At 34.5% G+C, this 25,181-nt stretch carries 33 protein-coding genes; 9 read left to right on the forward strand and 24 right to left on the reverse strand.

The features are described from left to right. Positions 1-223 precede the first annotated feature (223 nt). From ACVWXS_RS14900 to ACVWXS_RS14910, 3 genes are all read right to left on the reverse strand, one after another. Positions 224-634, reverse strand: coding sequence for a hypothetical protein (locus ACVWXS_RS14900; protein WP_456958790.1), 411 nt, complete (start codon positions 632-634; stop codon positions 224-226). A gap of 474 nt (positions 635-1,108) precedes the next feature. After that, complete coding sequence (locus ACVWXS_RS14905; protein WP_456958791.1) at positions 1,109-1,849, reverse strand: alpha/beta hydrolase; 741 nt, start codon at positions 1,847-1,849, stop codon at positions 1,109-1,111. 256 nt (positions 1,850-2,105) lie between these two features. Further along, positions 2,106-2,276, reverse strand: coding sequence for a hypothetical protein (locus ACVWXS_RS14910; protein ID WP_175401771.1), 171 nt, complete (start codon positions 2,274-2,276; stop codon positions 2,106-2,108). 251 nt (positions 2,277-2,527) lie between these two features. On the opposite strand from ACVWXS_RS14910, the gene ACVWXS_RS14915 reads away from it, so the two are divergent. The 4 genes from ACVWXS_RS14915 to ACVWXS_RS14930 all read left to right on the forward strand — a co-directional run bounded on the left by ACVWXS_RS14915 (position 2,528) and on the right by ACVWXS_RS14930 (position 4,693). Continuing rightward, positions 2,528-2,722, forward strand: a complete 195-nt coding sequence (locus ACVWXS_RS14915; protein ID WP_223555314.1) for a hypothetical protein — start codon at positions 2,528-2,530, stop codon at positions 2,720-2,722. Between the two features lie 133 nt (positions 2,723-2,855). Next, on the forward strand, positions 2,856-2,915 hold the full coding sequence (locus ACVWXS_RS14920) for a hypothetical protein (protein WP_456958880.1): 60 nt from the start codon (positions 2,856-2,858) through the stop codon (positions 2,913-2,915). 733 nt (positions 2,916-3,648) lie between these two features. Further along, a complete protein-coding gene (locus ACVWXS_RS14925) occupies positions 3,649-4,029 on the forward strand; it encodes a DUF7668 domain-containing protein (protein WP_374966922.1) in 381 nt (126 codons plus the stop codon). Between the two features lie 355 nt (positions 4,030-4,384). Then, entirely contained in the window at positions 4,385-4,693 is a 309-nt protein-coding gene (locus ACVWXS_RS14930) for a hypothetical protein (protein WP_456958793.1), read from the forward strand. Between the two features lie 342 nt (positions 4,694-5,035). On the opposite strand, the gene ACVWXS_RS14935 is transcribed toward ACVWXS_RS14930, so the two are convergent. The 10 genes from ACVWXS_RS14935 to ACVWXS_RS14980 all read right to left on the reverse strand — a co-directional run bounded on the left by ACVWXS_RS14935 (position 5,036) and on the right by ACVWXS_RS14980 (position 13,780). Continuing rightward, positions 5,036-5,296, reverse strand: coding sequence for a hypothetical protein (locus ACVWXS_RS14935; protein ID WP_456958794.1), 261 nt, complete (start codon positions 5,294-5,296; stop codon positions 5,036-5,038). 39 nt (positions 5,297-5,335) lie between these two features. Further along, positions 5,336-5,578 carry a hypothetical protein gene (locus ACVWXS_RS14940; protein WP_456958795.1) on the reverse strand — a complete coding sequence of 81 codons (243 nt, stop codon included), beginning with the start codon at positions 5,576-5,578 and terminating at the stop codon, positions 5,336-5,338. Positions 5,579-5,805: 227 nt separating this feature from the next. Beyond that, complete coding sequence (locus ACVWXS_RS14945; RefSeq protein WP_456958796.1) at positions 5,806-7,002, reverse strand: hypothetical protein; 1,197 nt, start codon at positions 7,000-7,002, stop codon at positions 5,806-5,808. A 13-nt stretch (positions 7,003-7,015) separates the two neighbouring features. Beyond that, positions 7,016-7,720 carry a hypothetical protein gene (locus ACVWXS_RS14950; RefSeq protein ID WP_456958797.1) on the reverse strand — a complete coding sequence of 235 codons (705 nt, stop codon included), beginning with the start codon at positions 7,718-7,720 and terminating at the stop codon, positions 7,016-7,018. Between the two features lie 119 nt (positions 7,721-7,839). Next, positions 7,840-8,529 (reverse strand): ABC transporter ATP-binding protein, encoded by a 690-nt coding sequence (locus tag ACVWXS_RS14955; RefSeq protein WP_223555262.1) that lies wholly within the window; start codon positions 8,527-8,529, stop codon positions 7,840-7,842. Further along, positions 8,526-8,915, reverse strand: a complete 390-nt coding sequence (locus ACVWXS_RS14960; RefSeq protein WP_456958798.1) for a GntR family transcriptional regulator — start codon at positions 8,913-8,915, stop codon at positions 8,526-8,528. Before ACVWXS_RS14960 ends, ACVWXS_RS14955 begins: the two co-directional genes overlap by 4 nt. A 422-nt stretch (positions 8,916-9,337) precedes the next feature. Then, entirely contained in the window at positions 9,338-9,508 is a 171-nt protein-coding gene (locus ACVWXS_RS14965) for a hypothetical protein (RefSeq protein WP_456958799.1), read from the reverse strand. A gap of 175 nt (positions 9,509-9,683) precedes the next feature. Next, positions 9,684-11,510, reverse strand: a complete 1,827-nt coding sequence (locus tag ACVWXS_RS14970; RefSeq protein WP_456958800.1) for an ABC transporter ATP-binding protein — start codon at positions 11,508-11,510, stop codon at positions 9,684-9,686. Beyond that, positions 11,503-13,266, reverse strand: a complete 1,764-nt coding sequence (locus ACVWXS_RS14975; protein ID WP_456958801.1) for an ABC transporter ATP-binding protein — start codon at positions 13,264-13,266, stop codon at positions 11,503-11,505. The genes ACVWXS_RS14970 and ACVWXS_RS14975 overlap by 8 nt, the downstream gene beginning before the upstream one ends. A gap of 70 nt (positions 13,267-13,336) precedes the next feature. After that, positions 13,337-13,780: a MarR family winged helix-turn-helix transcriptional regulator gene (locus ACVWXS_RS14980; RefSeq protein ID WP_456958802.1), complete on the reverse strand. Its 444-nt coding sequence runs from the start codon at positions 13,778-13,780 to the stop codon at positions 13,337-13,339. Positions 13,781-14,434: 654 nt separating this feature from the next. Here ACVWXS_RS14980 and ACVWXS_RS14985 point away from each other — a divergent pair. Further along, positions 14,435-14,626 carry a hypothetical protein gene (locus tag ACVWXS_RS14985; RefSeq protein ID WP_456958804.1) on the forward strand — a complete coding sequence of 64 codons (192 nt, stop codon included), beginning with the start codon at positions 14,435-14,437 and terminating at the stop codon, positions 14,624-14,626. A 103-nt stretch (positions 14,627-14,729) separates the two neighbouring features. On the opposite strand, the gene ACVWXS_RS14990 is transcribed toward ACVWXS_RS14985, so the two are convergent. Then, on the reverse strand, positions 14,730-15,302 hold the full coding sequence (locus tag ACVWXS_RS14990) for a hypothetical protein (RefSeq protein ID WP_456958805.1): 573 nt from the start codon (positions 15,300-15,302) through the stop codon (positions 14,730-14,732). Positions 15,303-15,529: 227 nt separating this feature from the next. Then, positions 15,530-16,105: a phosphoglycerate mutase family protein gene (locus tag ACVWXS_RS14995; protein WP_456958806.1), complete on the reverse strand. Its 576-nt coding sequence runs from the start codon at positions 16,103-16,105 to the stop codon at positions 15,530-15,532. Between the two features lie 299 nt (positions 16,106-16,404). On the opposite strand from ACVWXS_RS14995, the gene ACVWXS_RS15000 reads away from it, so the two are divergent. After that, positions 16,405-16,626, forward strand: coding sequence for a hypothetical protein (locus tag ACVWXS_RS15000; RefSeq protein WP_374966950.1), 222 nt, complete (start codon positions 16,405-16,407; stop codon positions 16,624-16,626). Positions 16,627-16,703: 77 nt separating this feature from the next. Then, a complete protein-coding gene (locus ACVWXS_RS15005; protein ID WP_456958808.1) occupies positions 16,704-17,552 on the forward strand; it encodes a hypothetical protein in 849 nt (282 codons plus the stop codon). A gap of 194 nt (positions 17,553-17,746) precedes the next feature. Here the strand turns inward: ACVWXS_RS15005 and ACVWXS_RS15010 are convergent, their stop codons facing one another. Together ACVWXS_RS15010 and ACVWXS_RS15015 are read right to left on the reverse strand one after the other, a co-directional pair. Then, entirely contained in the window at positions 17,747-18,367 is a 621-nt protein-coding gene (locus ACVWXS_RS15010; RefSeq protein ID WP_456958881.1) for an NAD(P)-dependent oxidoreductase, read from the reverse strand. A 91-nt stretch (positions 18,368-18,458) separates the two neighbouring features. Continuing rightward, positions 18,459-18,848, reverse strand: coding sequence for a hypothetical protein (locus tag ACVWXS_RS15015; protein WP_423489961.1), 390 nt, complete (start codon positions 18,846-18,848; stop codon positions 18,459-18,461). 351 nt (positions 18,849-19,199) lie between these two features. Between ACVWXS_RS15015 and ACVWXS_RS15020 the strand changes: the two genes are divergently transcribed. Next, complete coding sequence (locus ACVWXS_RS15020; protein WP_456958809.1) at positions 19,200-19,649, forward strand: hypothetical protein; 450 nt, start codon at positions 19,200-19,202, stop codon at positions 19,647-19,649. Positions 19,650-19,796: 147 nt separating this feature from the next. On the opposite strand, the gene ACVWXS_RS15025 is transcribed toward ACVWXS_RS15020, so the two are convergent. The 5 genes from ACVWXS_RS15025 to ACVWXS_RS15045 all read right to left on the reverse strand — a co-directional run bounded on the left by ACVWXS_RS15025 (position 19,797) and on the right by ACVWXS_RS15045 (position 22,684). Then, on the reverse strand, positions 19,797-20,099 hold the full coding sequence (locus ACVWXS_RS15025) for a GPW/gp25 family protein (protein ID WP_368637716.1): 303 nt from the start codon (positions 20,097-20,099) through the stop codon (positions 19,797-19,799). Positions 20,100-20,336: 237 nt separating this feature from the next. Next, positions 20,337-20,537 (reverse strand): hypothetical protein, encoded by a 201-nt coding sequence (locus ACVWXS_RS15030; protein WP_456958811.1) that lies wholly within the window; start codon positions 20,535-20,537, stop codon positions 20,337-20,339. Between the two features lie 277 nt (positions 20,538-20,814). Next, positions 20,815-21,498 carry a DUF1963 domain-containing protein gene (locus ACVWXS_RS15035; RefSeq protein WP_456958812.1) on the reverse strand — a complete coding sequence of 228 codons (684 nt, stop codon included), beginning with the start codon at positions 21,496-21,498 and terminating at the stop codon, positions 20,815-20,817. Further along, positions 21,485-22,063, reverse strand: coding sequence for a DNA-3-methyladenine glycosylase I (locus tag ACVWXS_RS15040; protein WP_456958813.1), 579 nt, complete (start codon positions 22,061-22,063; stop codon positions 21,485-21,487). Before ACVWXS_RS15040 ends, ACVWXS_RS15035 begins: the two co-directional genes overlap by 14 nt. A gap of 24 nt (positions 22,064-22,087) precedes the next feature. Further along, complete coding sequence (locus ACVWXS_RS15045; RefSeq protein WP_456958815.1) at positions 22,088-22,684, reverse strand: class I SAM-dependent methyltransferase; 597 nt, start codon at positions 22,682-22,684, stop codon at positions 22,088-22,090. A 285-nt stretch (positions 22,685-22,969) separates the two neighbouring features. Between ACVWXS_RS15045 and aac(6') the strand changes: the two genes are divergently transcribed. Beyond that, positions 22,970-23,404 (forward strand): aminoglycoside 6'-N-acetyltransferase, encoded by a 435-nt coding sequence (gene aac(6'), locus ACVWXS_RS15050; RefSeq protein ID WP_456958816.1) that lies wholly within the window; start codon positions 22,970-22,972, stop codon positions 23,402-23,404. A 130-nt stretch (positions 23,405-23,534) separates the two neighbouring features. Here aac(6') and ACVWXS_RS15055 read toward each other — a convergent pair whose 3' ends face one another. Next, positions 23,535-24,527, reverse strand: coding sequence for an anti sigma factor C-terminal domain-containing protein (locus tag ACVWXS_RS15055; protein ID WP_456958817.1), 993 nt, complete (start codon positions 24,525-24,527; stop codon positions 23,535-23,537). Beyond that, positions 24,511-25,020, reverse strand: a complete 510-nt coding sequence (locus ACVWXS_RS15060; RefSeq protein ID WP_456958818.1) for an RNA polymerase sigma factor — start codon at positions 25,018-25,020, stop codon at positions 24,511-24,513. Before ACVWXS_RS15060 ends, ACVWXS_RS15055 begins: the two co-directional genes overlap by 17 nt. Between the last annotated feature and the right edge of the window lie 161 nt (positions 25,021-25,181).

Consider the following 25,181-nt stretch of genomic DNA (forward strand, 5'->3'; position numbering starts at 1 on the left):
GTTGACATAAAGAAGCACCTCCTCTAATTTGATACATTTATCATCGTACCGGAGGTGCCTGGTTGTTTATATGCGTTATTTGATTACGGGCTTACTTTTATATTTATATTCAGGTGGGTAAATTACTGAATAATTTTCCCTGTTAGCTCAATAAAAAAAGAGCTGCTTATGCAACTCAATGATCTTCAAGTAAAGCATCCGTTTGCGGATATATTAAAATTGATTAACCCTCAACAAGCCCATAATATTTATAAAGTTTACCTTCTGATTCTACGAGTAAAATTGGTCCTCCAATTTCTTCTTTTTCATTAACCGAAAAGACTTTTGCACCAACAGGCAATTTGTTCGACATTTCGTCTTTAAAGTTTGTATTTGTATCGTTTTTTGTTTTTATTTCTCCTACCTGCTCGCCTTTTGTTAAGGTTAGTTCTTCAACCCAATCAATTCCAGTCTGATAAATCACTCCATTTAACTGAAATATATCGGCTTCAGGGTCTAATTTTAAAACCTCTTCTGCATTAGGATTTTCAGTTTCATGAACTTCTACTTTACCTTTATCCGATGAATTAGAACATCCGACAGCAGTTAATAAAACGAACATAACCAAACCCAAAAATAATCTTGATACTTTCATGTTATCCCTCCTCGGATTGTTAGACGGATCCTGCCTGTCTTTAGGGATGCTGGATATTTAATTTTCATAAAATTCATCCTTTTAATACTTTTTTAACATTAATGTTATTTAATAGGTTCTACATTACTAAGAATTATTCCTTCTTCCACTATACTGCACCGTCAGTTAAAAAAGAATGAGTGTAAATAAGTTGTACTAACTCCGGATTTAATACAACTTTATGAAATCTACAACAATCAGAGTATTCTGTACCAATTTAGTGATCATGCAAGCAAACCCTGTTCATTCCATAAAGCCGTCAAGACCACAACACCCCTCCTTTTATATGAATATGTATTCCAGTCAATTGCAACTGCGCTGATTGCAGTTGTATTATTAAGAAACTTATTTAAAGTAAAACCCCCGTTTGTTGAATAAGGAAACAGCGTTACTCCTTTTTGAAGTAAAGCTACTGTTAGTTGAAGATCATTAAAACTACCAAGTTAAATCATCTAAGAATGTAAGAATATCTTTGTTCACGTCGTTAATGTCCATACCTATTGTCATTAAATGTTTAGAGTTCGGATACCCCTTCATTGTTTTTTTATTCGTCGCAACGCTTTGAAAAATTACCTCTGCACTCTCTTTATACAATGGTTCATCTAATTCACCATATAATATACGAATGGGTGACGTTAAAAGTGCTAATTTATTCATCGTTTTATTAATTAGCTGTTGGAACTCCACTAATGAATCGATTGACATATTTTGAAGACGATTCATTTCTAAATTTATTTGTTCTTCATTTTTCCCTTCAAGTTGTTTGTAGCCTTTTGCATAATGAAAGACCCGCTTCTGTAGAAAACTAGCTTCCCTATGCATTGGTACAGACATTGTCACAACACCATTTATCTCTAACTCTTGACCAGCTTTTAATGCAAACACACCACCAAAAGAAAGACCGATCACAGCTATTTTTTCAAAACCTTCATCCCTCAAAAATTGATAACCGTTTAGTACATCTTGCCACCAATCTGACGGTCTGTATGTGAGAAGTTCTTCTGCTGTTAAACCATGTCCACTGTATAATGGTGCATAGCAAGAATAATCGTTCCTTTGCAAATACTTCCCTAACTTTTTCATATCAATCGTATTGCTTGTAAAAGAATGTAATAGTAAAACGGCCTTCTCTCCACCTTTATAGTAAAAAGGCTTAGGGGGTACTATTTTCATCATTTTGAATACCTCACTAACTTATTCTTAGATTTTATAAATAGCTGAACATCGATTTCAAACAATTCCTTTTAAGTATAACGTCCATTCGTTGTTGAACTGCACTGCGCCGTTAGTTGAATAGCAACAATCTTTTCGAAACAACTTTTTAATCAAAGAGTTTTTGTTATTATATCAATGTTCGTTGAAGATGAAAAAGATGGGACCTGTTAAATCCCATCTTGAAGTAAAACCGCCGTTAGTTTATGCTTTACGCATCCTAATTTTTTAATTGTTTAGTATTTATAAAAAATGCTGTTCCCATTATAAATATGCCTAAACAAACGAACATTGCAATCCCTGAATATTCATCATCAAATATTGTTGTGTTAACCAAAATAACAAACAGCATTAGTACAAGTGATACATATAAGCCTTTATTGTATTTCATAAGTTTTACCTCCACCTTAATAGCAGTCCTGTTCTTTACTATTCTAATTATTGCCGATATTCCATTTTAATATTAACATTAATTTCCTTTGTTTGAAATTAAAACACAAAAGTACCCACGCTTTTTCAACTATCCTGCATCGTTAGGAAAAAAGCGTCTTTACTTGTTGTAAGTTAAAGTGGAAAGTTTCACAAATGATAGAAAATAGAGTATACTGGACTAACTATCATATTCAAAAAGGAGCATTTTCTATGACCGAGAATAATCATTCTGAAGTACCAAAGAAAAAAATCAGCCTACATGAGGCAGTGAAACAGCAGCTTGAAAACAAAAAGAACCATTCCTCTTCTAATAAAGGAAAAAAGAATGTCGACCTTTCAACAAAAAAAATGAAAAGCCAGCAAACGAAAAAAACAAGCAATACCCGTAGAAAAATGGGCGTCTAATATACGGACAATATCCGGAAGACATATTACCAGGCAAAGCTGTTGCTATTGTAAAAAAAGGATCGGAAAAGGGAAGATTACCCGAGATATCATTTAAGATGTTTTTACCAAATCGGGCACCCTTTCCCACGGAATTAAAGTCAGGTTTATAGATGGACAGATTGGACGTATACAGGAAATCCACTCTAAATAACAGAAGTGAAAAAGCATTCAAGGGTGAACTTCATTCCCTGAATGCTTTTTTAAATTATTTTATTCTTTTCATTTTATAGCTTGTTTAGCTAAATGCTTCGTAAAAAAATTGCTGCTTATGCAACTCAATGATCTTTAATTATCGCACCCGTTACTTTAAGTACACTATTTCTCAATCTAACTGAAATCCGATATTATACGGGGCAAAAAATTTTTGCTTTCTATATCCTTTAGTCGAGGCTTCCGACCAATTTGTTTATAGACTTCTTTTTCTTACAAAAGTTGTTTTGGGTTTAAGACATTTGCTGATATTCCGTGCAACATAAAACTTTGGGGTAACAGGGCGTCTGCTCGCCATATCCATTCAAGTAATCCGTTCATAATAAGGCTTCCATTAACGGAATGGGTTATATAGCAAAATGTGACTTCTACATTATCCTTATGGAAATCAGACTGCCTATTACGAAACTGCTTTCTGACAGAAATGTGTTCATAACCTGCTTTTGTAAGTGCAATTTCTAATCGTTCTCTATTTTGTATCCACGTTAATCAATTATGCCTCGGCATAATTGCGTCCGGAATCGGCTTTGTACTTGTATAAAGAATTCCTTTCCGATTCCGTGACATCCGCAGGAGGCTCAATTAATGCCCCTGTTAGTTTAAGTGAATTTTCTCACAAATATATGATATTATACAGTTGAATAGAAAGACAAATTAGAATTTGGAGGTTCAATATGAAAAGTGAAGATAAACAATATGCTTTAACTGTTATTACTAATATATTAAAAGTAATGCACAGTAAAGAATATGAAAACATTTTAAATTATGTGGATGAATCTGAAGTGGATGATATTGGTGAATTATTCTATTATGTCCAAGAAACATTAAACTTAAATGGATTTGATTCATTTGATGAATATGGCGCTCCATGTAATTTCCACCCAAAATACGAATATTCACAAATCAACTTCTATGAATTCAATGATCACAGTGGATTTGCTGTTGATTATGATTTAACTTCAAATTCAGAATTGGCAGATATGTGTTTACAAATGGAGTTTTTATATACGGATGACGGATTAAAAAGTGTTTTTATCACAGTTGACCCACAGTAAAACAATAATTCGAAAGAAACGCTAGAATATAGATGATGAATTCAAGGAATTATTGAAAAAAATTATTGAGTTCTAAAACTATTAGGATATAAAAAGAAACATTGAACTTTAGATTTTATGAAAATGATGGGTTACGCAGAATTAATTGAAAGTGTTAAAAAAGCGTTAGATATTATTTTCTAAATACTCAGATAAAAATAGCATGACTATTTTACTGCAAGGTTATTAGTAGATATGGGATATTGCAATTCAATGTATGAGCTTATCAAAGATTCAGAAGTTCGACTTTTGGTTGAATTAGCGAATAAAATCAAGAATTAACAACTTTTAAATCTAAATATTAAAAGGAGAACATATGGAAATATACAACATTAATTTGAATATTCATTATTCTGCCCCACAAGAAGTTTGGGATCAGTTGGAGCGTTTATATAGAGAAATGCCTAACTGGAACAACTTTGTAATCGGCTGTCCAAAGTGGTATGGTTCAGATGGTAAATTGATAGAAGTAAGTGTTGAACCAAGCGGATTACAATTCTATGCTAAATTACCATCAGAAGAATGGAATGAATGGATTACATTATTTAAGAATAGAGCTACAAAATTATTGGGATATGAAGTTGGCGAACCAGAAGACGGTTTTGAATTTCACTATTATGATTAACCCTACAAATTCCAAGTTGTCCATAAGCTTAATTTGAAAATACATAAGACCTTTTTTATATCATCGACTATTCTTCCAGTCACACCTAATTTCTATTCAACTAACGTGCCCAATTCGTTCAATAAGAAAAAAGAGCTGCCTATGCAACTCAATGATCGTCAAGTAACGCCCCCGTTAGCTTAAAAAGAACAAAACTTACTAATTAGGTTTAATGTATTCTCCTGTTGAAGCATTAAAGCCCGCAGCTTCCATGTTTGTCTGCTCACTGTTCCAACCTATTACTAATAGCAGGTTAATATTTCTCTCTGTATCTTTTCTAAGCATAAAATTAAAACCTTTAGCCTAATCTTTACCAGGATAAATACTACCAACTTTTAATGCTTTTTTCAGCAACTCTGGTGAATCATACTTGATATCCTTCATTAGTACAAACTCTTTTTTAGGGTAAGGAGATGTACCCTCTCCTGTTAAATCATTGACCATATCAATTTTTCCATCGTGAATGGTAACTAAGAAATACTTATTAGTATCTGGTACTCCAAATGAAATGTTCCAATGTTTTCTTTTACCGTTACTTCCGATTGACTTCCCTGGTTTATCCAAATCTATATTTATTGCCTGTAATAACTGAGCATCTTCATTCTATTTCAATGCAGGAGGAAATGCTAATTCAATCGCTTGCCTTATTGATAATTCTTGGTGTTCATTTACTTCAAAAGTATATTCAGCAGATACTTTTTCAACTTGACCAGTTGAAATTAACAAAAACAAGACAACAAATACCATTTTCTTCGATTTCTCGCCCCCTTTTTTAGTGATATTGTTTCCAAACCTTGTTCGATTATTCTGCTCTATTAGCTCAATAAGAAAAGTTGCCTTTGACATTGACATCTGGAACTTAAACTCTTGAAACCGTTACTTCAAAAGTTAAAAAGATAATACGAATGCTACGTTTTGTTTACTTCGCACAGTGACAAATTTCATGATCGTTAGACTATCTAATATCATTTCACAATCATCAGTCCAAGGGTCAAAAATCGGCAGATATAAATCATAAAATTAATACCTGCCAAAGCTGCTTACTCTAATTTTCTAAATTGTATGTTCTTTAATTAATTCATGTTGTTATATATTTGCTCGATCATAAGTGAGTAATCTGCATTTAGATTTTCTTTATTTTCGTTGATGATTTTACCTTCATATAATGATTCACCTGTACGTACATCACCGATAAAGAAGAAATGACCGTCAGAAACACGACTGACTAAATATAGCTTATCATCTGTAATCTGTAAAAAAGGTGCTTCTTCATCATTTGCAATGCTTGGATATTTAAAGCTTAAATGCTCTTCCCACTGATTCTTTTCAATATTATAACGCTTCAGCTCTAACCCAATGGCTGAATGAACAGGAATGAATATATCTGTTCCATGTAGAATCATGTACTTCATATATGGTTTTAATTCGGCAGGAATTGTCAATTCCTTCACTTCATTATTGAGATAGTTATACAGATACATTTTGCTAGGGATCGTTTCACGCTCACCATCATCTAGGTATTTGTATTTTTCAACCATATATAAGATATAATTTTCATTTTGTACTTTATTATAGTCATTCAATATATTGATACTGGTCTGGGCTCTTTCTTCTGACTCTAATTTTGCAAGTATTAAGTCATGTTCTAATTCCTTTTTGTTTTCATCAACCGTATATATATGCAGCTCTTCCTCACCATTGAGATAGCTTGTTGCTAATATCTTTATTTTTCCATTTTCTATATAGATATCTCTCTCATTGATCCAGTCATATCTCACTTGGTCCGGCATATTGATTTCAAATGAAGAACTGTCATTTGTTTTTTTATCAAGTGTATCGATTTGAAGAGTGAACAAATTTCCTAGGCCCTTATTTCGACCATTACTTTGAAAAGTGGTGTAAATCAAACGGTCTTCGTCTTCAAAATACTGACCAGGATTTAATACTTTTCCACGCATAAAATTACGGTATTCTTGAATATATTTTTGAAACATCAAAGGTTCATGTGCTTCTACCAAATCTCTAAAAAAAGTTCGGCTTATCTGATTAGTTGAACCATCCTTTGCTATATGCAACCAACGATGAATATTACCACCATTTTGATAACTCGCTTGAAGGATAAGATTGTCGATTTCTCCCTTATCTCCATTAGTAGTTTCAATTTTAAAGGATACATCCTTTTTGGAGGCCATTGCCTGTTGAATATAATAAGAACCGATTGTCGTCACGATGATTAAACTAATCAATATCGTTTTCCAATATTTTTTCATAGTCATTTCCCCCTTAGACCCTGATTTTATATTTTAGCAAATGATTCGCGATCCAAATGGCACTTCCTAATACGATGAAGCTCATTACCAGTAGCATTAGAAAGATCTCAAGTGAGTAAAAATAGCCACTAGAAAATTCATTCAATAGTATTGGTGCAAAAAAGACGCCGAACGAAACCATTCCATAAACGATTGCGAATAAAATGCCTTTTAAACCATAACTTCGTTCAATTAAAATGGCAGTGAATAGAACTGCAACAAAGATTAGCCCCACTCCATAAATCAGGATAAATTCAGTAAAAGTATTCGGATACATCCAGCCCCATATTTCAAAACTACTAAAATGATAAAATGAAAAATTCGATTGGAAATCTGATGGTATAATACTATTAACAATTTGTATTTCGATAGGAATTAACAATATTTGCAAGGTAACTAACCCAAGTACTAAAAGCATAATAGTCGTCAATTTTGCGAAATAAATAGTAATTCTTTCAGTTGGCAACATTAATAATCTGTAAATAAACGTATTTTTTCCAAACCAATCCCGATACCAAATAAAGAAAACATAAATCATCAACATGGCGATGCTAAAAAATATTGGCAACAGAAACCATTCAGACTCAAAGACATAATTAAATGAAAAAACTCCGTGTCTTTCAATATATTGGCTCATTGATAGTTGATTTTTATACATTTCCTGATCTGTTCTATCCATATATACTTTTGACTCGACAATCGCCCCAATGAACTGACTGACAATTATCAATCCTATTAAAGTTAGGTACAATTTGAAAAATCGATTTACTTCGAAATTGAGAAGTTTGAAAAAGTTTTTCATCTACGATACACCTCTCTCATGACATCAACGACTGATTTCCCTTCCTTTTCACGTACTTCCTCTACGCTAAATTCCTTTAATACTTCACCGTTATCAATAATCACCGCTCTATCAATCAAGTGTTCTATATCACTAATTTCATGGGTTGTGATAATCACACCACGATCTTCAATTAAATGGCTTGTAAACACTTCTGCAATCTGCTCACGGGAGAAAATATCAATACCAGAAAATGGTTCATCCATGAGTAAGTAATCCACATTCAGTGCCAAACCTAATATCATATTGACTTTAGCCATATTCCCCTTTGATAAATTGGCAATTCGTTCTGTAGGATCTAATTTAAAAAATTGCAGCAGCTCTTCTGCCCTTTTAGGATCCCAGTTTTTATAAAAATCGGCCATGAACGCAAAGGCATCACAAATTTTCATTTGCGGCAACATCGTAATCGTATCTGGAATAAAGGTAACTTTTTCAAAGCTTTCTTTCCGGATTTTTTCCCCATCAATCAAAATTTCACCGCTATTAATCGGAGTGAGCGCCATAATAGCTTTCATGATTGTCGTCTTCCCCACTCCGTTTATTCCGATTAAACAAGTAATTTCACCTTTTTCAGCAGTAAAAGAAAGACCTTTTAATACCTGTTTCCTGCCGTATTTTTTCATGACATTTTTCACTTCGATCATTTCGATTCCTCCGCTTCTCCGCTTTCGGCATCATGCTTTTTCTTCACTAGTTCCAACACTTCGGATAACGGCACATCAATGGATTTAATAGAACCTAAAAATAAGTCAACCGCTTCAATAATCAATTCCTCGCGGACACTTTTAAGGACCGCTTCATCTTTAGTAATGCAGCTCGGCATATTCCCCTCAGTAAAAATCAATCCTTGTTCCCCCATTTCCTTATAAGCTCGTTGTGCAGTATTTGGGTTAATCTTCAGCTGGTTGGCTAGTTCTCTTCTTGATGGAATCTCCTGACCAGGTTCAAAATACCCCTTGGCGATTTTCTCTTTAAAATGCCGGATAACCTGGACATACACTGGATCCCGATTATTAAACTTTACAGTCAATTAACTCAACTCCCAGAAAATCATATTTTCGCGTATTAAGTACTTAATACAGATTGAGCATAATGGTGGGCTAATTACTTTTAAAGAACCGCCCTGTTTAATATTTAGCCATTACCTCGCTAATCAGCCTTGGTGTATCAACTGCTTAATACACCATTCTCAAAAAAATGTAAAAGTGTATTAAACCTATAATACACTCTTCGTAATGTATTATAGGCTTAATACACTTTTTATGTCAATCAAATCCATGGGAATAAATCTCAATATTTAAAAAGAGAACCAGTTAAACTAACCTGCAACGAAAGTTTAAGAAGAAAAAGGCTCTACTCCTTATTAAAGAAAAGCATGCGTTTGTTTAATAAGAAAACTGGAATTCAATCTAATTTTTCAAAAATAAAACGCTGTCTTGATTTGGTCCGTCATTATCTGTATTTTGATAGACCATCAACAATTCTATCTCCATCTTCCATTTCAAAACCCATCTTGGTAGGATAGGCAATCGAAACTTTTATCACTGTAAAGAGAACAATACAATCATTAGTTGAACCGCAATAAGAAAAAAGAGCTGAAGACCATCCATTTTTGATCTTCATTATTAATGAAAAAAATTTAAAGCCGGTGAAATTTTACTAATCGTAAAATTTCATCGGCTTTTAGTTTAGAGATGGGTCTTGTCCCAGCCTCGTTATAAATTTTTTATTATGAACGATCAATCTTTTTTACAAAGCTACACTCTATCCTAGTGAGCGAGTATATGGACATTGATCTTTAAGAAGCATCTTCAAACTGACTATTATATAGATCCGCATAGAATCCTTTTTCGGCAATCAGCTCTTCATGATTACCGCTTTCAATAATATCTCCGTCTTTCATAACTAAAATTAAATCAGCGTTTTTAATTGTTGAAAGTCTATGCGCAATGACAAATGATGTTCGGCCCACCATCAATTTATCCATTGCTTTTTGAATAAGTGCTTCAGTACGCGTGTCAACGGAGCTAGTAGCTTCATCTAAAATAAGCAACGGTGCTTTTTTAACCATTGCCCTAGCAATCGTAATAAGCTGTTTCTGTCCGACAGATAAACTTGTATTATCATTTAAAACTGTATCATAACCTTTCGGCAACGTTTTAATAAAGTGGTCCAAACCTACTGCCTGACAAGCTGCAACTACTTCTTCATCGGTTACATGCTCTTTGTTATAAATGATATTTTCCTTAATGGTACCTTCGAATAACCAAGTATCTTGCAGCACCATGCAAAATAAGTCATGAACATTTTTACGAGTAATGGACTTAGTCGGTACATCCTCAATCATGATTTCCCCGCTGTCTATTTCATAGAAACGCATGAGTAGATTAACAAGTGTTGTTTTCCCAGCCCCTGTAGGTCCGACGATTGCCACTTTTTGACCGGCTTTTATTTGAGCAGAGAAATCTTTAATAATAAGTTTCTCTTTCGTATATCCGAACTTAACGTTTTCAAATTTCACATTACCTTTAACATCTTTGGCATTTAAAGTGGCTGTTTTATCACTTTCATCTTTAAGCTCCTCTTCTTGTAAGAACTCAAATACACGTTCGCTCGCTGCGGCAGTTGACTGCAAGCTTGTAGCTGCCTGTGCTAACTGAGACAACGGCTGCGTAAATAAGCGGATATAAACCATAAATGAAACAATAACACCAAATGTAATGGACCCTTTCATTGTTAGTGCAGCACCTACTACACAAACAACAACATAACCTAAATTTCCAATAAAGATCATGAGAGGCATCATCATGCCCGACATAAACTGTGCTCGCCAAGCGCTATTAAATAGACTTTCATTGATTTCATTAAATTCTTGCTTCGCTACATTTTCACCGTTATAAACCTTCATAACACTATGCCCTGAATAGATTTCTTCAATATGACCATTTATTCTACCAAGGTCTTGCTGCTGACGAACGAAGTACTTTCGAGATTTGGATATAATAAAGGTCATGAAGACAAATCCAATGAAAGTTGCAGCAATGGCAGAAAGAGCCATCGTAACATTAATATAGAACATCATTATCAAAGATCCAAAGAACATTACTGCCGCTGTTACTAACGAACCGATACTTTGGTTTAGAGACTGTCCAATCATATCCACATCATTCGTGACACGGCTTAACACATCGCCGTTGGTTGTAGAATCAAAGTATTTCAACGGTAATCTATCGATTTTGTTCGAGATATCTGTCCGTAATCTTTTGGAAACTCTCTGCGTAATAGTAGCCATCATAAACGCTTGAATATAATTGAAGATAAAACTCAACCCATACAAAATAGCAAGGAATAGTCCAATTTTTCCGATAGCCGTAAGATCAATCTCACCAGCCATGCCTTCCATTATCAAATCGGTGATCTCACTAAGTTTATTGGGTCCAATGATTGTGAAAATTGTTCCTACAACTGCTAATACTAGTGCAAAGATAATCGCTGGCAAATAAGGTTTACAATAGGCAATCAACTTCCCCCAAGGTTTTTTAAAATTCTTGGGCTTTTCTCCAGGAGCCATCATGTGACCTGAACCACCGGGACCTTTTCGAGGCTTATTTTGTGTATTAGTCATTTTCCAACTCCTCCTTCGATAACTGCGAATAGGCGATTTCCTGATAAGTGTTACAAGTTTTCAATAATTCACTATGTTTACCCATACCTACAATTTTACCTTCATCAAGAACAATAATTTTATCAGCATCTTTAATTGTTCCAATTCGCTGTGCCACAATTAAAGAGGTTGCACCTTTTGTCTCTTTTTTCAATGTAGAACGAAGTTGACGGTCCGTTTTATAATCTAAGGCAGAGAACGAATCATCAAAAATAAAGATTTCTGGATTTCTATTAACTGCCCTTGCAATAGAGATACGCTGTTTTTGTCCTCCCGAAAGATTTGTACCGCCTTGGGCAATAGCCGCTTCATATTCGCCTTCCATTGTCTCCACAAATTCCTTACCTTGGGCAATTTCCACTGCTTTTTTGATTTCCTCATCTGTTGAAGGGGTCTGGCCGTTTTCACCGTAGGCAACATTAGATTTTACCGTACCTGAAAATAATACGGCTTTTTGTGAAACGTACCCAAGCTTATTATAAAGAGCTTCATGTGCGTATTCTTTCACATTGATTCCGTCGACTAATACCTCACCCTCCGTAGCATCGTAAAATCTTGGGATTAAATTAATTAACGTACTCTTACCACTACCCGTAGAACCGATAAAAGCGACAGTTTCGCCATTATGTGCTGTAAAGCTAATATCCTTTAAAACATAGTCTTCTGCATCAGGATATTTAAAACTAACATTACGCAGTTCGATTTCACCTTCGATTCCTTTAGGCGACGATTTTATTTCTCCATCAATAATTGTCTGAGGTGTATTTAGTACTTCATTAATTCGTGCTACAGATACTGCTGCTCTCGGTAGCAAAATGAATGTCATTGATAATAGCATAAATGCCATCACTACCTGCATTGCATAAGATGAAAATACGACCATATCACTAAACTTACCGATTCTATCCATACTCGCTGCATTATTAATTAAATGCGCTCCAATCCAATAAATTGAAAGAGTTAAACCTGACATAATCAGACCCATCCCCGGCTGCATAAGGGCCATAAGGCGATTCACAAAAAGATTCGTATCAGTTAAGTTTTTATTTACTTGTTCAAATTTCTCTTCCTGATACCCTTGTGCGTTATAAGCATGAACAACACGAATACCAGTTAAACCTTCTCTTGTTACTCGATTAAGATTATCTGTCAGTTTTTGAACGACTTTAAATTTCGGTAGCACAAAGATAATCAGGTTACCTATCAAAATAAGTAAAACAATGACAGCTACTCCTGTTGCCGCTGACCACTCCCAACTTTTCCCCATAATCTTCAAAATAGCCCACGTTGCAAGGATAGGAGCCTTGATCATAACTTGAAGACCCATTGCAACGGTTTGCTGTATTTGCGTAATATCATTTGTAGAACGAGTAATAAGACTTGCGATTGAAAAACCATTAATCTCCTCCATAGAGAAAGATAAAGTTTTTTCAAATACTCCTTTTCGCAATTCCTTTGAAAGAGACGTTGCTACCTTTGCCGCAAAATAACCCACAATGACAGCCAATATCATACTGCCAAGGGCACATAAAAGCATCTTCCCTCCAGCTGACCATATCTCGCTCGTTTTACTGCCCTCTGTTTGGACAAGTGTCGTAATTTTAGACATATAATCCGGCAACTTCAAATCCAGCCAAACTTGCCCTACAATGAACACAATGCTGGCAACGATTAGCGTCCATTCTTTTGGTTTTAAGTATTTAAATATTTTCAACATATTTGCAGTCCTCCTTATATAGTTAGCGTGCTAACTATATAGTAATAAAAACATCAAAATAGCATCTTCTTCAAGATTCAATATTCTCTTTCATAGCATCCATCACTTCAAAAAAAACTTCAAGTTTCTCTTCCGGGATATCTGTTAGTAATTTTTGTTCAAGTATTGCTCTACGAGTTTCGATACCGTCATATATTCTCAGCGCTTCTTCTGTTAAGACAATTTTTTTTAGTCTTGTATCGTAAGGAACTGATTGCCTTGTAATCAAACCATTACTTTCCATGGATTTTAGTATTCTAGACGCTGTTGATTTACGAATAGAAAATGCTCTTTCAAAATCCTTTTGAAACACATCTTTATCTTGGTTTTTGCAAAGATAACTAATCGTCCAACCGTGCATGGCAGTAAGGTTATCTTTTTCCGGTAATGTAGTACATGTGGTTTGATCCAATTGTCTTCTCATTAAAAGCGACAATGTACGCAACTCTAATCCAACCGATCTCCTTTTACTCAATTTTCCTACCTCCAAAATGTTAACGTCTAAACAATAGTATTTAAAAATAGCATCCTCCACAAATGGCGTACTTAACTCAAGACATAACAAATATTTCGTAAAGATGCTTATGTCCTTAGGTGAAAATAGGTCACGTACAGACGTATTAAGTTTGCCATATTGTTTGCAAAAAATGCAACAATAAAACCAAACCACTTACTGGTTATAAAAATAAGTGGTTTTGCTTTGAAATAAAGTATGCTGATAAATGTCAAAATAATAAAGTACATAGTGTTAGTCTAAGCCTGAGTACGTGAATAAGTACAGCTTGGCATAGAATTATTCGTGCGCCAGACCCCCGCTATATTAAGGGCAAATTATCTAGAGCAGAAGTGGATTAATTTTAAAATTGGAATTACTCCCTTTTGGTCTCTTTCTATTGTTTTAATTCCCAAACTCTTGTTGAACGATCCCGCCAGTTCATATTAGTATAAGTACATTTCTTCACAATCTTTAAATCACAAACTTTATTACAAATTTATCTTAGGGTAACGACATTCAAACATATGTAAATAAAGAGTTCAAACATATTTTATATATCAAATATGTTTGAACTCTTTTGTTGTTACTTTGTAAAAAAAAATTGATTAAGAAGGTGCTGCAAACATTGATTTAATGACAGAAGAAAGGCATCATTTTGAAAAAACATTGATCAAAATGAGAGCTTTTAAGATAAGAGTCGCTTCTTCCACAATTGCGCCCGATAATGGAATAAGTCTTCATAAGAATAACGATAATTTTCTCTATTTAGTAATTAACTTAATTCCAGAGATTAAAGTAATAATTGCAAGTAGAGCCTATAAGTAACCATGCTCTATACAGCAGTTGGAGAGGTACCACAAAATCCAAAATCATCACCATAAATCGCAATGTTCAAAAATTCTTTCTGCAATAACCATTTATCCAACTACTAATTCAACCTTTTTCTTTTATTTAAAATGAAAAACGCAACAATGCCAATGGCTACTGCCACTGTAGCCCAAATATACATATGATTTCTATTATGTTTACCTCTTAAATTAACTTCTTCAATCGGGGGCTGTCCTTCTCCAAGTACCTCCAAGTCCTCCTGTGAAGAACTCAACATATCAGTACGATTACAAATGGCTGATACAAGCGATTTTGCCCCGTACATAATTGATTCGTTAGCATAAACCAAATATTCTTCTCCCTTTATAAAATTATATCCACAATCTCCACCACCTTGACCAGTAGTAATGATAATTTGTGATTGTTCAACACCCTTCCAGGTGTTCGTTACCTCAAAAAGAACTGATTTAGTTGTATATCCTTTTAAACTTAGTCTCTCTTTTATATCAACAACTTTCCCACTAAATACGACTTTTGAACTTTCAAATTCTTCTTCTACACTTGGTAAATATGCACATGAACAAGCACTTGTAATCGAAGGAAAAGAGCCTATCATAAAAATACCAATAAAAATGAAAGCCAGAAGTGTCATTGCTTTCTTCAAATAAATCATCTCAACCTCTCCCACTATCACTCATGTTTAGTGTTTTTTATAATCTAATACTAATATTAACACAGGAATCTAGTTTTGCTTGGTAATATTATTCCATTAAATGTACTATTGATAAAATAGCTGAAGATGAAATTAAAGCAATAAATGGAGTTAATCTATCTAGCTAAGTATGAGATTTTCATAAAAAAGTTTGATCAATTAGATGATCCTTAAAGCACCCCGTCAGTTTAACAAGTAATTTGAAACCATCCTGTTTCTGATGGGAAATCGTTTCTGGATAAATTATGACCTGAAATTAATTGACGATAAGAAGTAATGGTACCATCGTGGGAAACAATATAAATCTTTTCTTTTTGTAATAGCTTGCAATTGATAATAAATTCTTCTGCAATTTTTATGAATTTATTTTCTGGCATAACATTTATTCCATTTGACCATAAATCTAGGGGGACATTAATATCAATTTCGAAAGTTGGAAAATCTTTTTGGATTATTTCTAAATCGAGTATTTTATCACAAGGCAATGTGCTTTTATCAGGTAATAAAGGAAACAATCGTGGTGAAACTAAAGGATTTACAATCTTACGACAATCTATATTTTCACTCCAAATAAATGCTGTTCGCAAAGTTCTTCTAGTAGGACTAATGATTATAATATCATCATTAGTTAAAGGGAATTGATTTCTTAACAGTTTTGCTTGTTTCTCCCCTTTAAGTGTTAATGAAGGGTCTTTTATCTGTAAGCTTTTTGGAATATCTAATGTATGTTCACCTTGACCGTGACGAATAAATACTAGATCCATCTAATCACCACTCCTCATATTTGAATATCTTTCTTCAAATAACCTACGTACATTAATTGAATAAAAAAGCTCCAGATATATTATCTTGAGCAAATGCGTAGCGACCTTTTTTAAAACGTCGTAACTTTGTTTAAAATCTACACAAGAATTTAGCCTTCTCTCCTGCTACCCTATAATCTTTAAATCGAAATGCTCTTTTTATGTTACTGACAATATCCAAAGAATATCATGTACTCAAAGAGCTTTTTCCAATAAAATGGTATGTATAAAGCCAAATGATTGTGAAAAGAGGAATCTTCATGAGAAATGAAAAAAACTGCAAGTCCTTACTAATAACAATTGGTTGGATTAATGCTTTGTTTGCATTTGTCTTTTTTCAATTGTTTTGTGGTATTATTGCCGTTTGCATGGGTATCGTTTTAAAAAGTGATTATCATGCGGAAAAACATGGGCTTACCTTAATTATTGTAGGGATCATAGGTGGGATCGCCGGATGGATACTCAATTATTTATACTTTTAGGCTACAAAAGAGTATTAAGCAAAAAAAAGTATGTTAAGACATGATCTGAAGGTTGCTTTACTAGAAGGGAGACGAACATGTTAATTCATGATACAGTAACAGATTTCACCGAAAACTATTTGCCTACCATTGATTATTTAAAGGGATATTATGAAAAACATGCGAGCCATTTTGAAGAATACTTTCGGTATCATTGCCATAACGTAGATGAAAAAATGAAAACTGCTATCCCAAAACATCAAGAAAAGATGCCAGTATTAATGGAAATAAAAGATAAAATGCCTAAGCTTATTCGTGAAATTGTTAGTAACTATGAACGGATGTACAATATCACATTTACAAAGGATGTACACCTGATCGTAGGTTTATATGGAAGTAATGCTTTTACTTACCGACAAATTATTCCAGAAATCGCATTTTGTTTAGAGAAACTTTCCCCTCAAAACCGCCATTTAAAAATTATTATCGCTCATGAGTTTGGGCATTCTTTACACCATTTATTATCCGAAAAAAGAGGTATTGATTGGGCTAAAGTAGACTGGGAGAGCCCATTCACTTGGCTTTTACAGGAAGGTATTGCAACGTATTTTTCTATAAAGGTGGTAAATGCCAGGAAAGATGAGTATTTTGCGTTTCAAGATGATTTAGAGTGGTTATCATTTGCTACAAATAATAAACAAAGAATTATCGAAGCGTTTTTAAACGATTTAACTTTGCTCGATGCAAGAGCTGTGTTCCTGGAATGGTTCTCTATTAATGGCGGTAAACGATTTGGCTTTAACCGATTAGCTTATTTTATCGCATATGAGTTAATACAAAGCTGCCTTCAAGAGCTAGCAGAATTGGATGTTATTACTTTATGGCGAAACATAAACTATCAAGATATTATTTATCAGCAAATAATCGAAATGCAGAAAAAAGTATGATTCAACTCAATTTTTAAGACTTTGGCTACGCAATAGTTTATTTATGTCCTTAAATCTAGTCTTATTACAACAGGTCTCTTTCTATCGCTGAAGGTGGCCTTTAATTTTTTTTGAGTCTATGGGGCGAAATGGACATGAAAAGAAAAAAGACGTCAATTGGACGTCTTTACTGTTTGATCGTTATCCTTTAGGGTTCAGTACGCAATCCCAACACGCGATTTCAAATATTCCTTGCACTGAATTTGTTGATAGGTAAATTCTGCTGTATCTGCTACCGATATTTCTACCCCACCTTTAGGTAATAAGCTTCGTTCGATACGATAGGTGCCGGTATATTCACCATCAGGTAAGTATGTAGGACAGACGATTGTCCAATCAGTGTCAGATTTCTTCAATAATTCATAGACATTATGATGTTCCTGTGCTGCAAAGGTTGTTTTTCTTTTTGATTCACTCGATTGGTAACGTAGGATACTTGGCATCAGCCGACTTTGTAGAATACCAGCCGTTCCAACAGTTATTATTCTTTTCACATTCATTTTATTCATTGCTTCCAGAATCAGAGACATGCTTTTCGTTAATGTATTTGTACCATCTGTGTTTAATGCACTAATCACAACATCTACATTCTTCATGGCATTTTCTATATCTTGTTTTTCCAACACATTACCTTGTATAATATGCAAATTTTCATTATCTACTTTTACCTTATTTGGGTTACGCACTACAGCTGTAATGATGTGTTTATCCCGTAACGCTAGGGAAACAATGTGGTTACCAACGCGCCCGGTAGCACCTAAAACTAAAATCCTCAGCATGATCACCTCTTTTTTTGATTATAGCACACAATTTTCTGTACCCATTTCGATGTCTTTACCGATACTGCGCTAATTTTGATGCCATTTGTTAATGTACATCAATAAGTTTGACATCAACGATAAACATCTGAAGATTATTATTTTTCGCTATCGTGTTGACGATATATTGAATTTCACTTTCTGTACTTTTATCAAATTCATCTAAATTATGTAATTGTATAGTTACTACTTGGTTGTTTGGAGATTCAATTAAATACCCTATCGTACTATCTGGAGAATAACCTGCCGCTCGTAATGCTACGATAATTTTTTGCGTAAACTTCGTTTGTTGTAATTTCCCACCAATTTCTTCAGCGTAAACTAGGTCGGGATTTTTTTGCATGGTATGTTCAAATGAAGGTTGATTATACTTTATTAATGCTGCAGTCATTAATATCAAGGAAAATAAAATAAAAATGCCTTTTATTAATCTTCCCATTTATTCTCTCCATTTCATATTTTTTCAAAATAAATAATCTTATTTTTCCGCTCCATACTATATATTTTATACAATGTTACAACATGCAAGTTGTTTTTATTCTTGTATATTCTTGATGACCATTATTTCTTCAGAAACATTTTTTCAGGCGAAAGTCTATCTATCCATCTCTAAAAATTATCTTTTTCTAACATTTATATATATTGAGCTATTCATATTTCTAGAAAAAAATTATTTTTATTCTGACTCAGGGGCATCTTACCAATCTCCTTACATTTTTCAAACATAGATTATAAGTGTAAAGGTTAGCGCTACCAATACAACAAAACTAATCTAAAAGGAGACTAAAATATGCAAGATAATAGATATGGAAAACACATGAACTGGGATCATAAGAAATGCCATTGTGGTAGTTGGCACGACAAATGGCAGCAGGAACACGAGAAGTTAGAGTGCAAGTGCGAATGTAAACGTAAGCATGACAAATGCAAGTGGGAACACGAACATGATAAATGCAAATGCGAACGTGAACATGAAATGAAACACGAGAAATGTCATTGTCATGAAGAAAAGTCTGAACACCATCACTGTAAAGGTTGCGCATGTGATTTCTTAAGACATTTAGAGCCAGGTAGACATGTAGATGTTTTCTTAACTGGCGGTGGTAGATTCTTAGGTCTAATTTTCTTATCCTTTAATCCCAAAAATTGTTGTGCATACTTCCTAGAAGAAGTAGGTAATGCTTACACTACTCTTACTATTGATTGCCAAAAAGTTGATGCAATCAGAAGAGCTGCATAATTAATCCTAGCATTCTAACGCAAATGCATATTGTTCGATCAATACAAAAAGCTCTAAGACCAAAGCAATAACTATTTTTTTTTGACAACTTATCTACTTATATTTTGCCAGGCTAACCGTTAAATAGCCTGGCAATTTTTTGTAATTTCATTCATTTACAATTACTTTCACAACTGGTTCTAATTTTCCTACAAAAGTATCTCCAAGGTAATCTACATCTACTACTACAGCTCGTGGCTCGAAACGTTGAATGCTTTCAATAAGGCGTGCGGTATTACGTCTTTTTGCAAGCTGAAAAGGCGGGAGAGTATCTAGTCTAAAACCAAAATCTCTGTATAACGGGCAAGGTATTACGAAAGTAGATAATATAAAAGCTACATTTTGTAATATTTCATCAACGCCTGAAGCATTAAAATTAATATTGCTTGTGGCGGTTACTTGATGTGTCATCCGATCAACCTTTCTTCTACGATACATGCAATGATGTAAGTGAACTTTCATTCATAATAGGAGCTTTTCTTTGAAAAAAGAGCACTTAGTTATTTATGCTAAATGCCTATAAGTTATGAACGAAAATACATTCACTATTGTATGTAATGTTGCAATTTTTTTCTAAACAATTGCATAGTATCAGGTTTCACATCTATCCCGCTTCTTTGCTTGTATTTTCACACGTTAACCCACAATTTATCTTGTTATCGCATAGTAGATTACATACAACCAACTAAAACAACCGTGAATGATTGCCCATAATATTGAATGATTTACACTCCAAGAAATAGTAATGGCTAATACCGAGCCAAAACCAATACCGTTTTTTACCACTGTTTTACTTTCCATTCTTTTCACCTTCTTTGTTCCGTTTCTTTCTGGTATGTGCCGACTCATCTTCATTCCTCCTCTTCATGAGATCAATTAATAAGAACGATGCGCCCTCATTTCACTCTTCCGTAGCCTCAATCCTATCAAGGACACATAGTAGGAAGTGCCCTCAAGCCTTAACAGCATAAATAAGAAAAATTTTATTAGCGTTTTTTGCTACTGTTATTGCTGTCACTTTTTTGGTGATTCGCTACATGTCTATTTATCAAGTTATTGTTGAGAATGCCGTATTTATGACCTTTGAATTGACGCTGCTAGCTGTGAAGGAGAAATGATTTTACTGCTAATAAAAATCACAATAAACTCGCCACTCATTTAGCTCTGGATTAAAAAAGAAATAGAAATTGCCATTATCGACGATATTAAAATATGCCTTTTCGTCTGAGGCAATTTGGAATACAAATGGAAACTCCTCACCGAAATCATAACCACTTTGGCAAAAAGCTGGATAGCCACCTATTTTATGAATTGCGTATATTTCCTCTACGATATCATCGAAATACTCAATATGTTCCTCATGCTCTAGACTCAAAATTTCATCCTCCATATCGGATGGAATCCCTCCCCCATCCCATGCTGGATAATCATTATCAATATGCTTTGGAATAAGTGGGAAAGCACGAATATGTTCATGCTTCCAATTTTGCTGGATTAACCCTTCTAGAGATGTATATGCTCTTATTTCAAAAAAACGGCTAAGATCATCTTCTATAAGGTGATCAAATATTTCTTCTTTAATAAATATCGTTAGCAGTTTAAAATGTTGCAGTGATGCTGGTACAAATGGCAGTTCCTTTAAAAATAAAGTAGCAAGTGGCTGAAATCCTTCTGGCCACTGTTCCTGTCGTAACGACCACCCTACATAGCCAATCCAACTTTCTAGTAAGTCATGTGTAGGTCTAATCCCACCTGTTTCAAAGATCGTTGCCTGTCTCACCAACTGTGACTTGATGTCAATGATTTTCATCAACTAATCCCTCACTGCGACAAATACAATCAACGACATGATCATTAACCATACCTATGGCCTGCATAAATGAATAGCAAATAGTACTACCAACAAATTTAAAGCCGTCTTTTTTCAATTGCTTGCTCATCCGTTCACTAATTTCCGTCGTGACAGGCACATCAGCAATTGACGACCATTCATTGATGATCGGCTGATGATCCACAAAGCCCCAAATATATTCAGAGAACGAACCATACTCCTCTTGTATTCGTAGAAAAGCTTGGGCATTCGTCACAACACTGGCAATTTTTAATTTATTACGCACGATACGAGAATCTTGACTAAGCTCCTGTAGCTTGTCCTCTGTATAGAGAACAATTTTCGAAACATCAAATTGGTCGAAAGCAGCCCGGTAGCCCTCTCTCTTTTGTAAGATCGTCCACCAGCTAAGTCCAGCCTGTGCCCCTTCTAGACAGAGCATTTCAAATAAATGCCGATCATCATAGGCCGGTTTTCCCCATTCCTTGTCATGATACTCAACATATAAAGGCTCATCTAGCTTGACCCATTCACATCTTTTCATTTATATATCCCCCATTTTTATGTATTATTTAAGCCCTGTAATACAAAGCCATCCTTTTTGTGTGTTTTCCTGTATTGTAACGGTTTGAAACCCAACACTTTCAAATAACTGCTGTATCTCAGGTTTTGTTTTATACGCTTTCATATGATAATTAATTTTATAGAGCTCCGAAATAATGATGAATCTACCCCCGTCCTTCAACACTCTAAATACTTCTTTTACATCATTTGCTAAGTCTGGCCAAAAATAATGTGTTTGGAAGGCTGTAATCGTATCGAAAAACTTATCCGTGTACGGAATGCTTGAAACACTTGCTTGCGTCACGATCACTTTTCCATTTGCTACATCTGTTTCATTTGTTTTAATAGATTCTTGCACAGCCTGCGCAGAAAAATCTATACCATAAATTGTACCACTTGGATTCATTTTCGATAATGATCGAAGTGTATTCCCTCCTCCACATCCAATATCCAATACTGTATCGCCATCTTTAATAACTTCTTGACGCATTAGCCAAGTGTTCATACCTTTGTGTGCCTTATTCATTATTCGTAGCATCAATGACCCTACGAATCCTTTTGGTTTTTTAGCTTGCTGTATCAGTTTTTGTAAAATTGTCATTATGGTTTTCCCCCTTTCCATCTTCCTTTCAAAAATTTGCTGTGAACTAACAATTAAGGTGTCTTGTGTCGCTTGCATTGTTAGGTGTTCATCCAATTTAGCACCTTACCTTTTAAAGCAGTGAATCTTCGTAAAAATGCGAAAGTAATTGCTTTCACTCAAATTCATTCCTAATATAGATAATAGAAGTACTAACCTCCCTGTATTTTATATCTTATTTCTTTTTACGTTCTGAATAATAAAAAGTTTCAATTTTTACCATTTCATTGAAGAAGGAGACTTTATATGATTAAACAAGCCGTCATAGAAGATGTACAAACAGCCGCATTATTAGCACTACAACTTTGGCCAAATCATACGTTAGAAGAATTTAGCGAGGAAATGGCGCAACTAATTCATGCTGAAAATGCTACGATCTACCTTGCCTATGAGGATGATGAAGCAGTCGGTTTTGCACAATGTCAACTCCGAACAGATTATGTGGAAGGTACCCACTCAAGCCCAGTCGGCTATTTAGAAGGACTCTTTGTCAACGAACCAAATCGACAGAAAGGCTTTGCAAAGCTCCTTGTCGAGAGTTGTGAGCAGTGGGCTAAACGTAAGGGATGTATTGAATTTGCAAGTGATTGTGAATTACAAAATCTCGAAAGTCTAGCCGTCCATCTTAAACTAGGTTTCTCAGAAGCTAATCGTATTATTTGCTTTACAAAAAGATTATAAGCATAAGAGCATGGGACAGAAGTATATTTTCAAAGCAAAAAAATTTTTTTCACATTAGAAAAGCGCGAGAAATCAACGTTTTTACTCGCGCTTTTAAGATTTCGACCAAATATAGTCTCTTATTTAGATGTTAATATTTATCCGTTATAACTCCGATTGAAGATGCTTTAATAAAATCAAGATCCTGTAAGCTTGTGAGTGTCTTCTTATTACCAGTGACGACAGCCCCATAAATGACAAGATCATTTACTGACAACCCATCAGCTCCGCCAATTTCTTTTTCCAACCGTTTATATTCATCTTGTAATCTTGATTTCTGTCTTGTGCCACTACTTATTGCACGTACAAATTGCTCGGCCGGGTTCTCTGCTACCTCACCGTTCGCGTTAAAAAGTGAAAAGCCATATACATTTTCTTCTGAACGCAAAAGATAGTCCCCTTTCTCAACTGTTCCATCACTTTTGGCAATCTTAACATAATGGTCATCTGTCACGTTAATATCCTTCACCCATAACCAAGAAGTAGTCACATCTTTCGGCAGTTTCGCAAGCGCTTCCTGCATTGAATAGCCTTTATCAAACGATAAAGCAACTTCCATTATTTTATGATCATCCATTTCAGGCAACAACGCTAAATCATTTCGCATCTTTTGATAATCTATAAATGGATAGAAAAACAACATTTCACGCTGTCCAAGTTCATTGTAATGCTGAACATCTAAATCTTGTTCACGTCCGCTCTTTCCAAATGGAAGAGGGAAAATAGAACCTTCATAAACTTTCTCATCTCGTAAAAAACCGTAGCCATACGTGTCATCTCCTGTAGGAACGATTTTACCTTCAATGTATTTAAACGTTTTATAATGCATTTCCCCACCTAAAATGCCTGGGTAATTCTTCGTTGTCCCAATAAACTCATTCGCCCTTCCTACTTGATGTAAAGTATAAAAGGAATCCTGTGCATGGCTTTGCAAAAATCTAGTAATGGCATCATTAGCTATTTTCCCAGCAGACAAAGTCACAATTAAGACGCAAAACGTGATAAAGATCGTTTTCCATGTTGCGCGCCGTTGTGCTTTTTTCATAGTTTTTGTCATCTGTTCTGTATTAAAAAGATTGTCCATCTTCTAACGCCTCCCACTGTTTTTTAAATGCTTTACGCGCTCGTTGTAAATAAGTTTTCACATGCGATTCACTCACTGCTAGAATTGCAGCGATCTCTTTATAAGATAATTCCATATCGTATTTCATTAAAAGCAATTGCTGAAATGTCGACTGTAGCCCAAGCAAGGCTTCATTAATTTTTGCATTTTGCTCTTTTTGTAAATAATGTTGTTCCACATCATCCAATGCTATCTTTAATTTTTCGATTTCTTCGTCACCGATTAATGTTGTACGCTTTTGCTTGTTATACAACGTATAGTAACGATTAAGGGCGACCTTGAATAACCAAGCCCGTAAATTATCATGTTGTATGGAAGACAAACACTCTATTGTTTTAATGATGGCTTCTTGTACAACGTCCTCTGCATCTTCTTTTGTAGCCCCTATTTTTATCAAATATTTGAAAACGACTTCTGCATGCGCAAGCAATAGACGCTCCCACTCTTTATTCATATTTCACCAACTTTTGGATATCCATTTCGTAGTTAACTCATCTATATAACCATCTAACTCCTAAAATGTATACAGCCAATTGCCATAAATAGAAAAAAATCACAAGTGCTTGTCTTTACACACTTGTGATTTTCATTTATTAGGAACAAAAATTCTTATAA

The organism is Lysinibacillus sp. TE18511, from assembly GCF_054062295.1.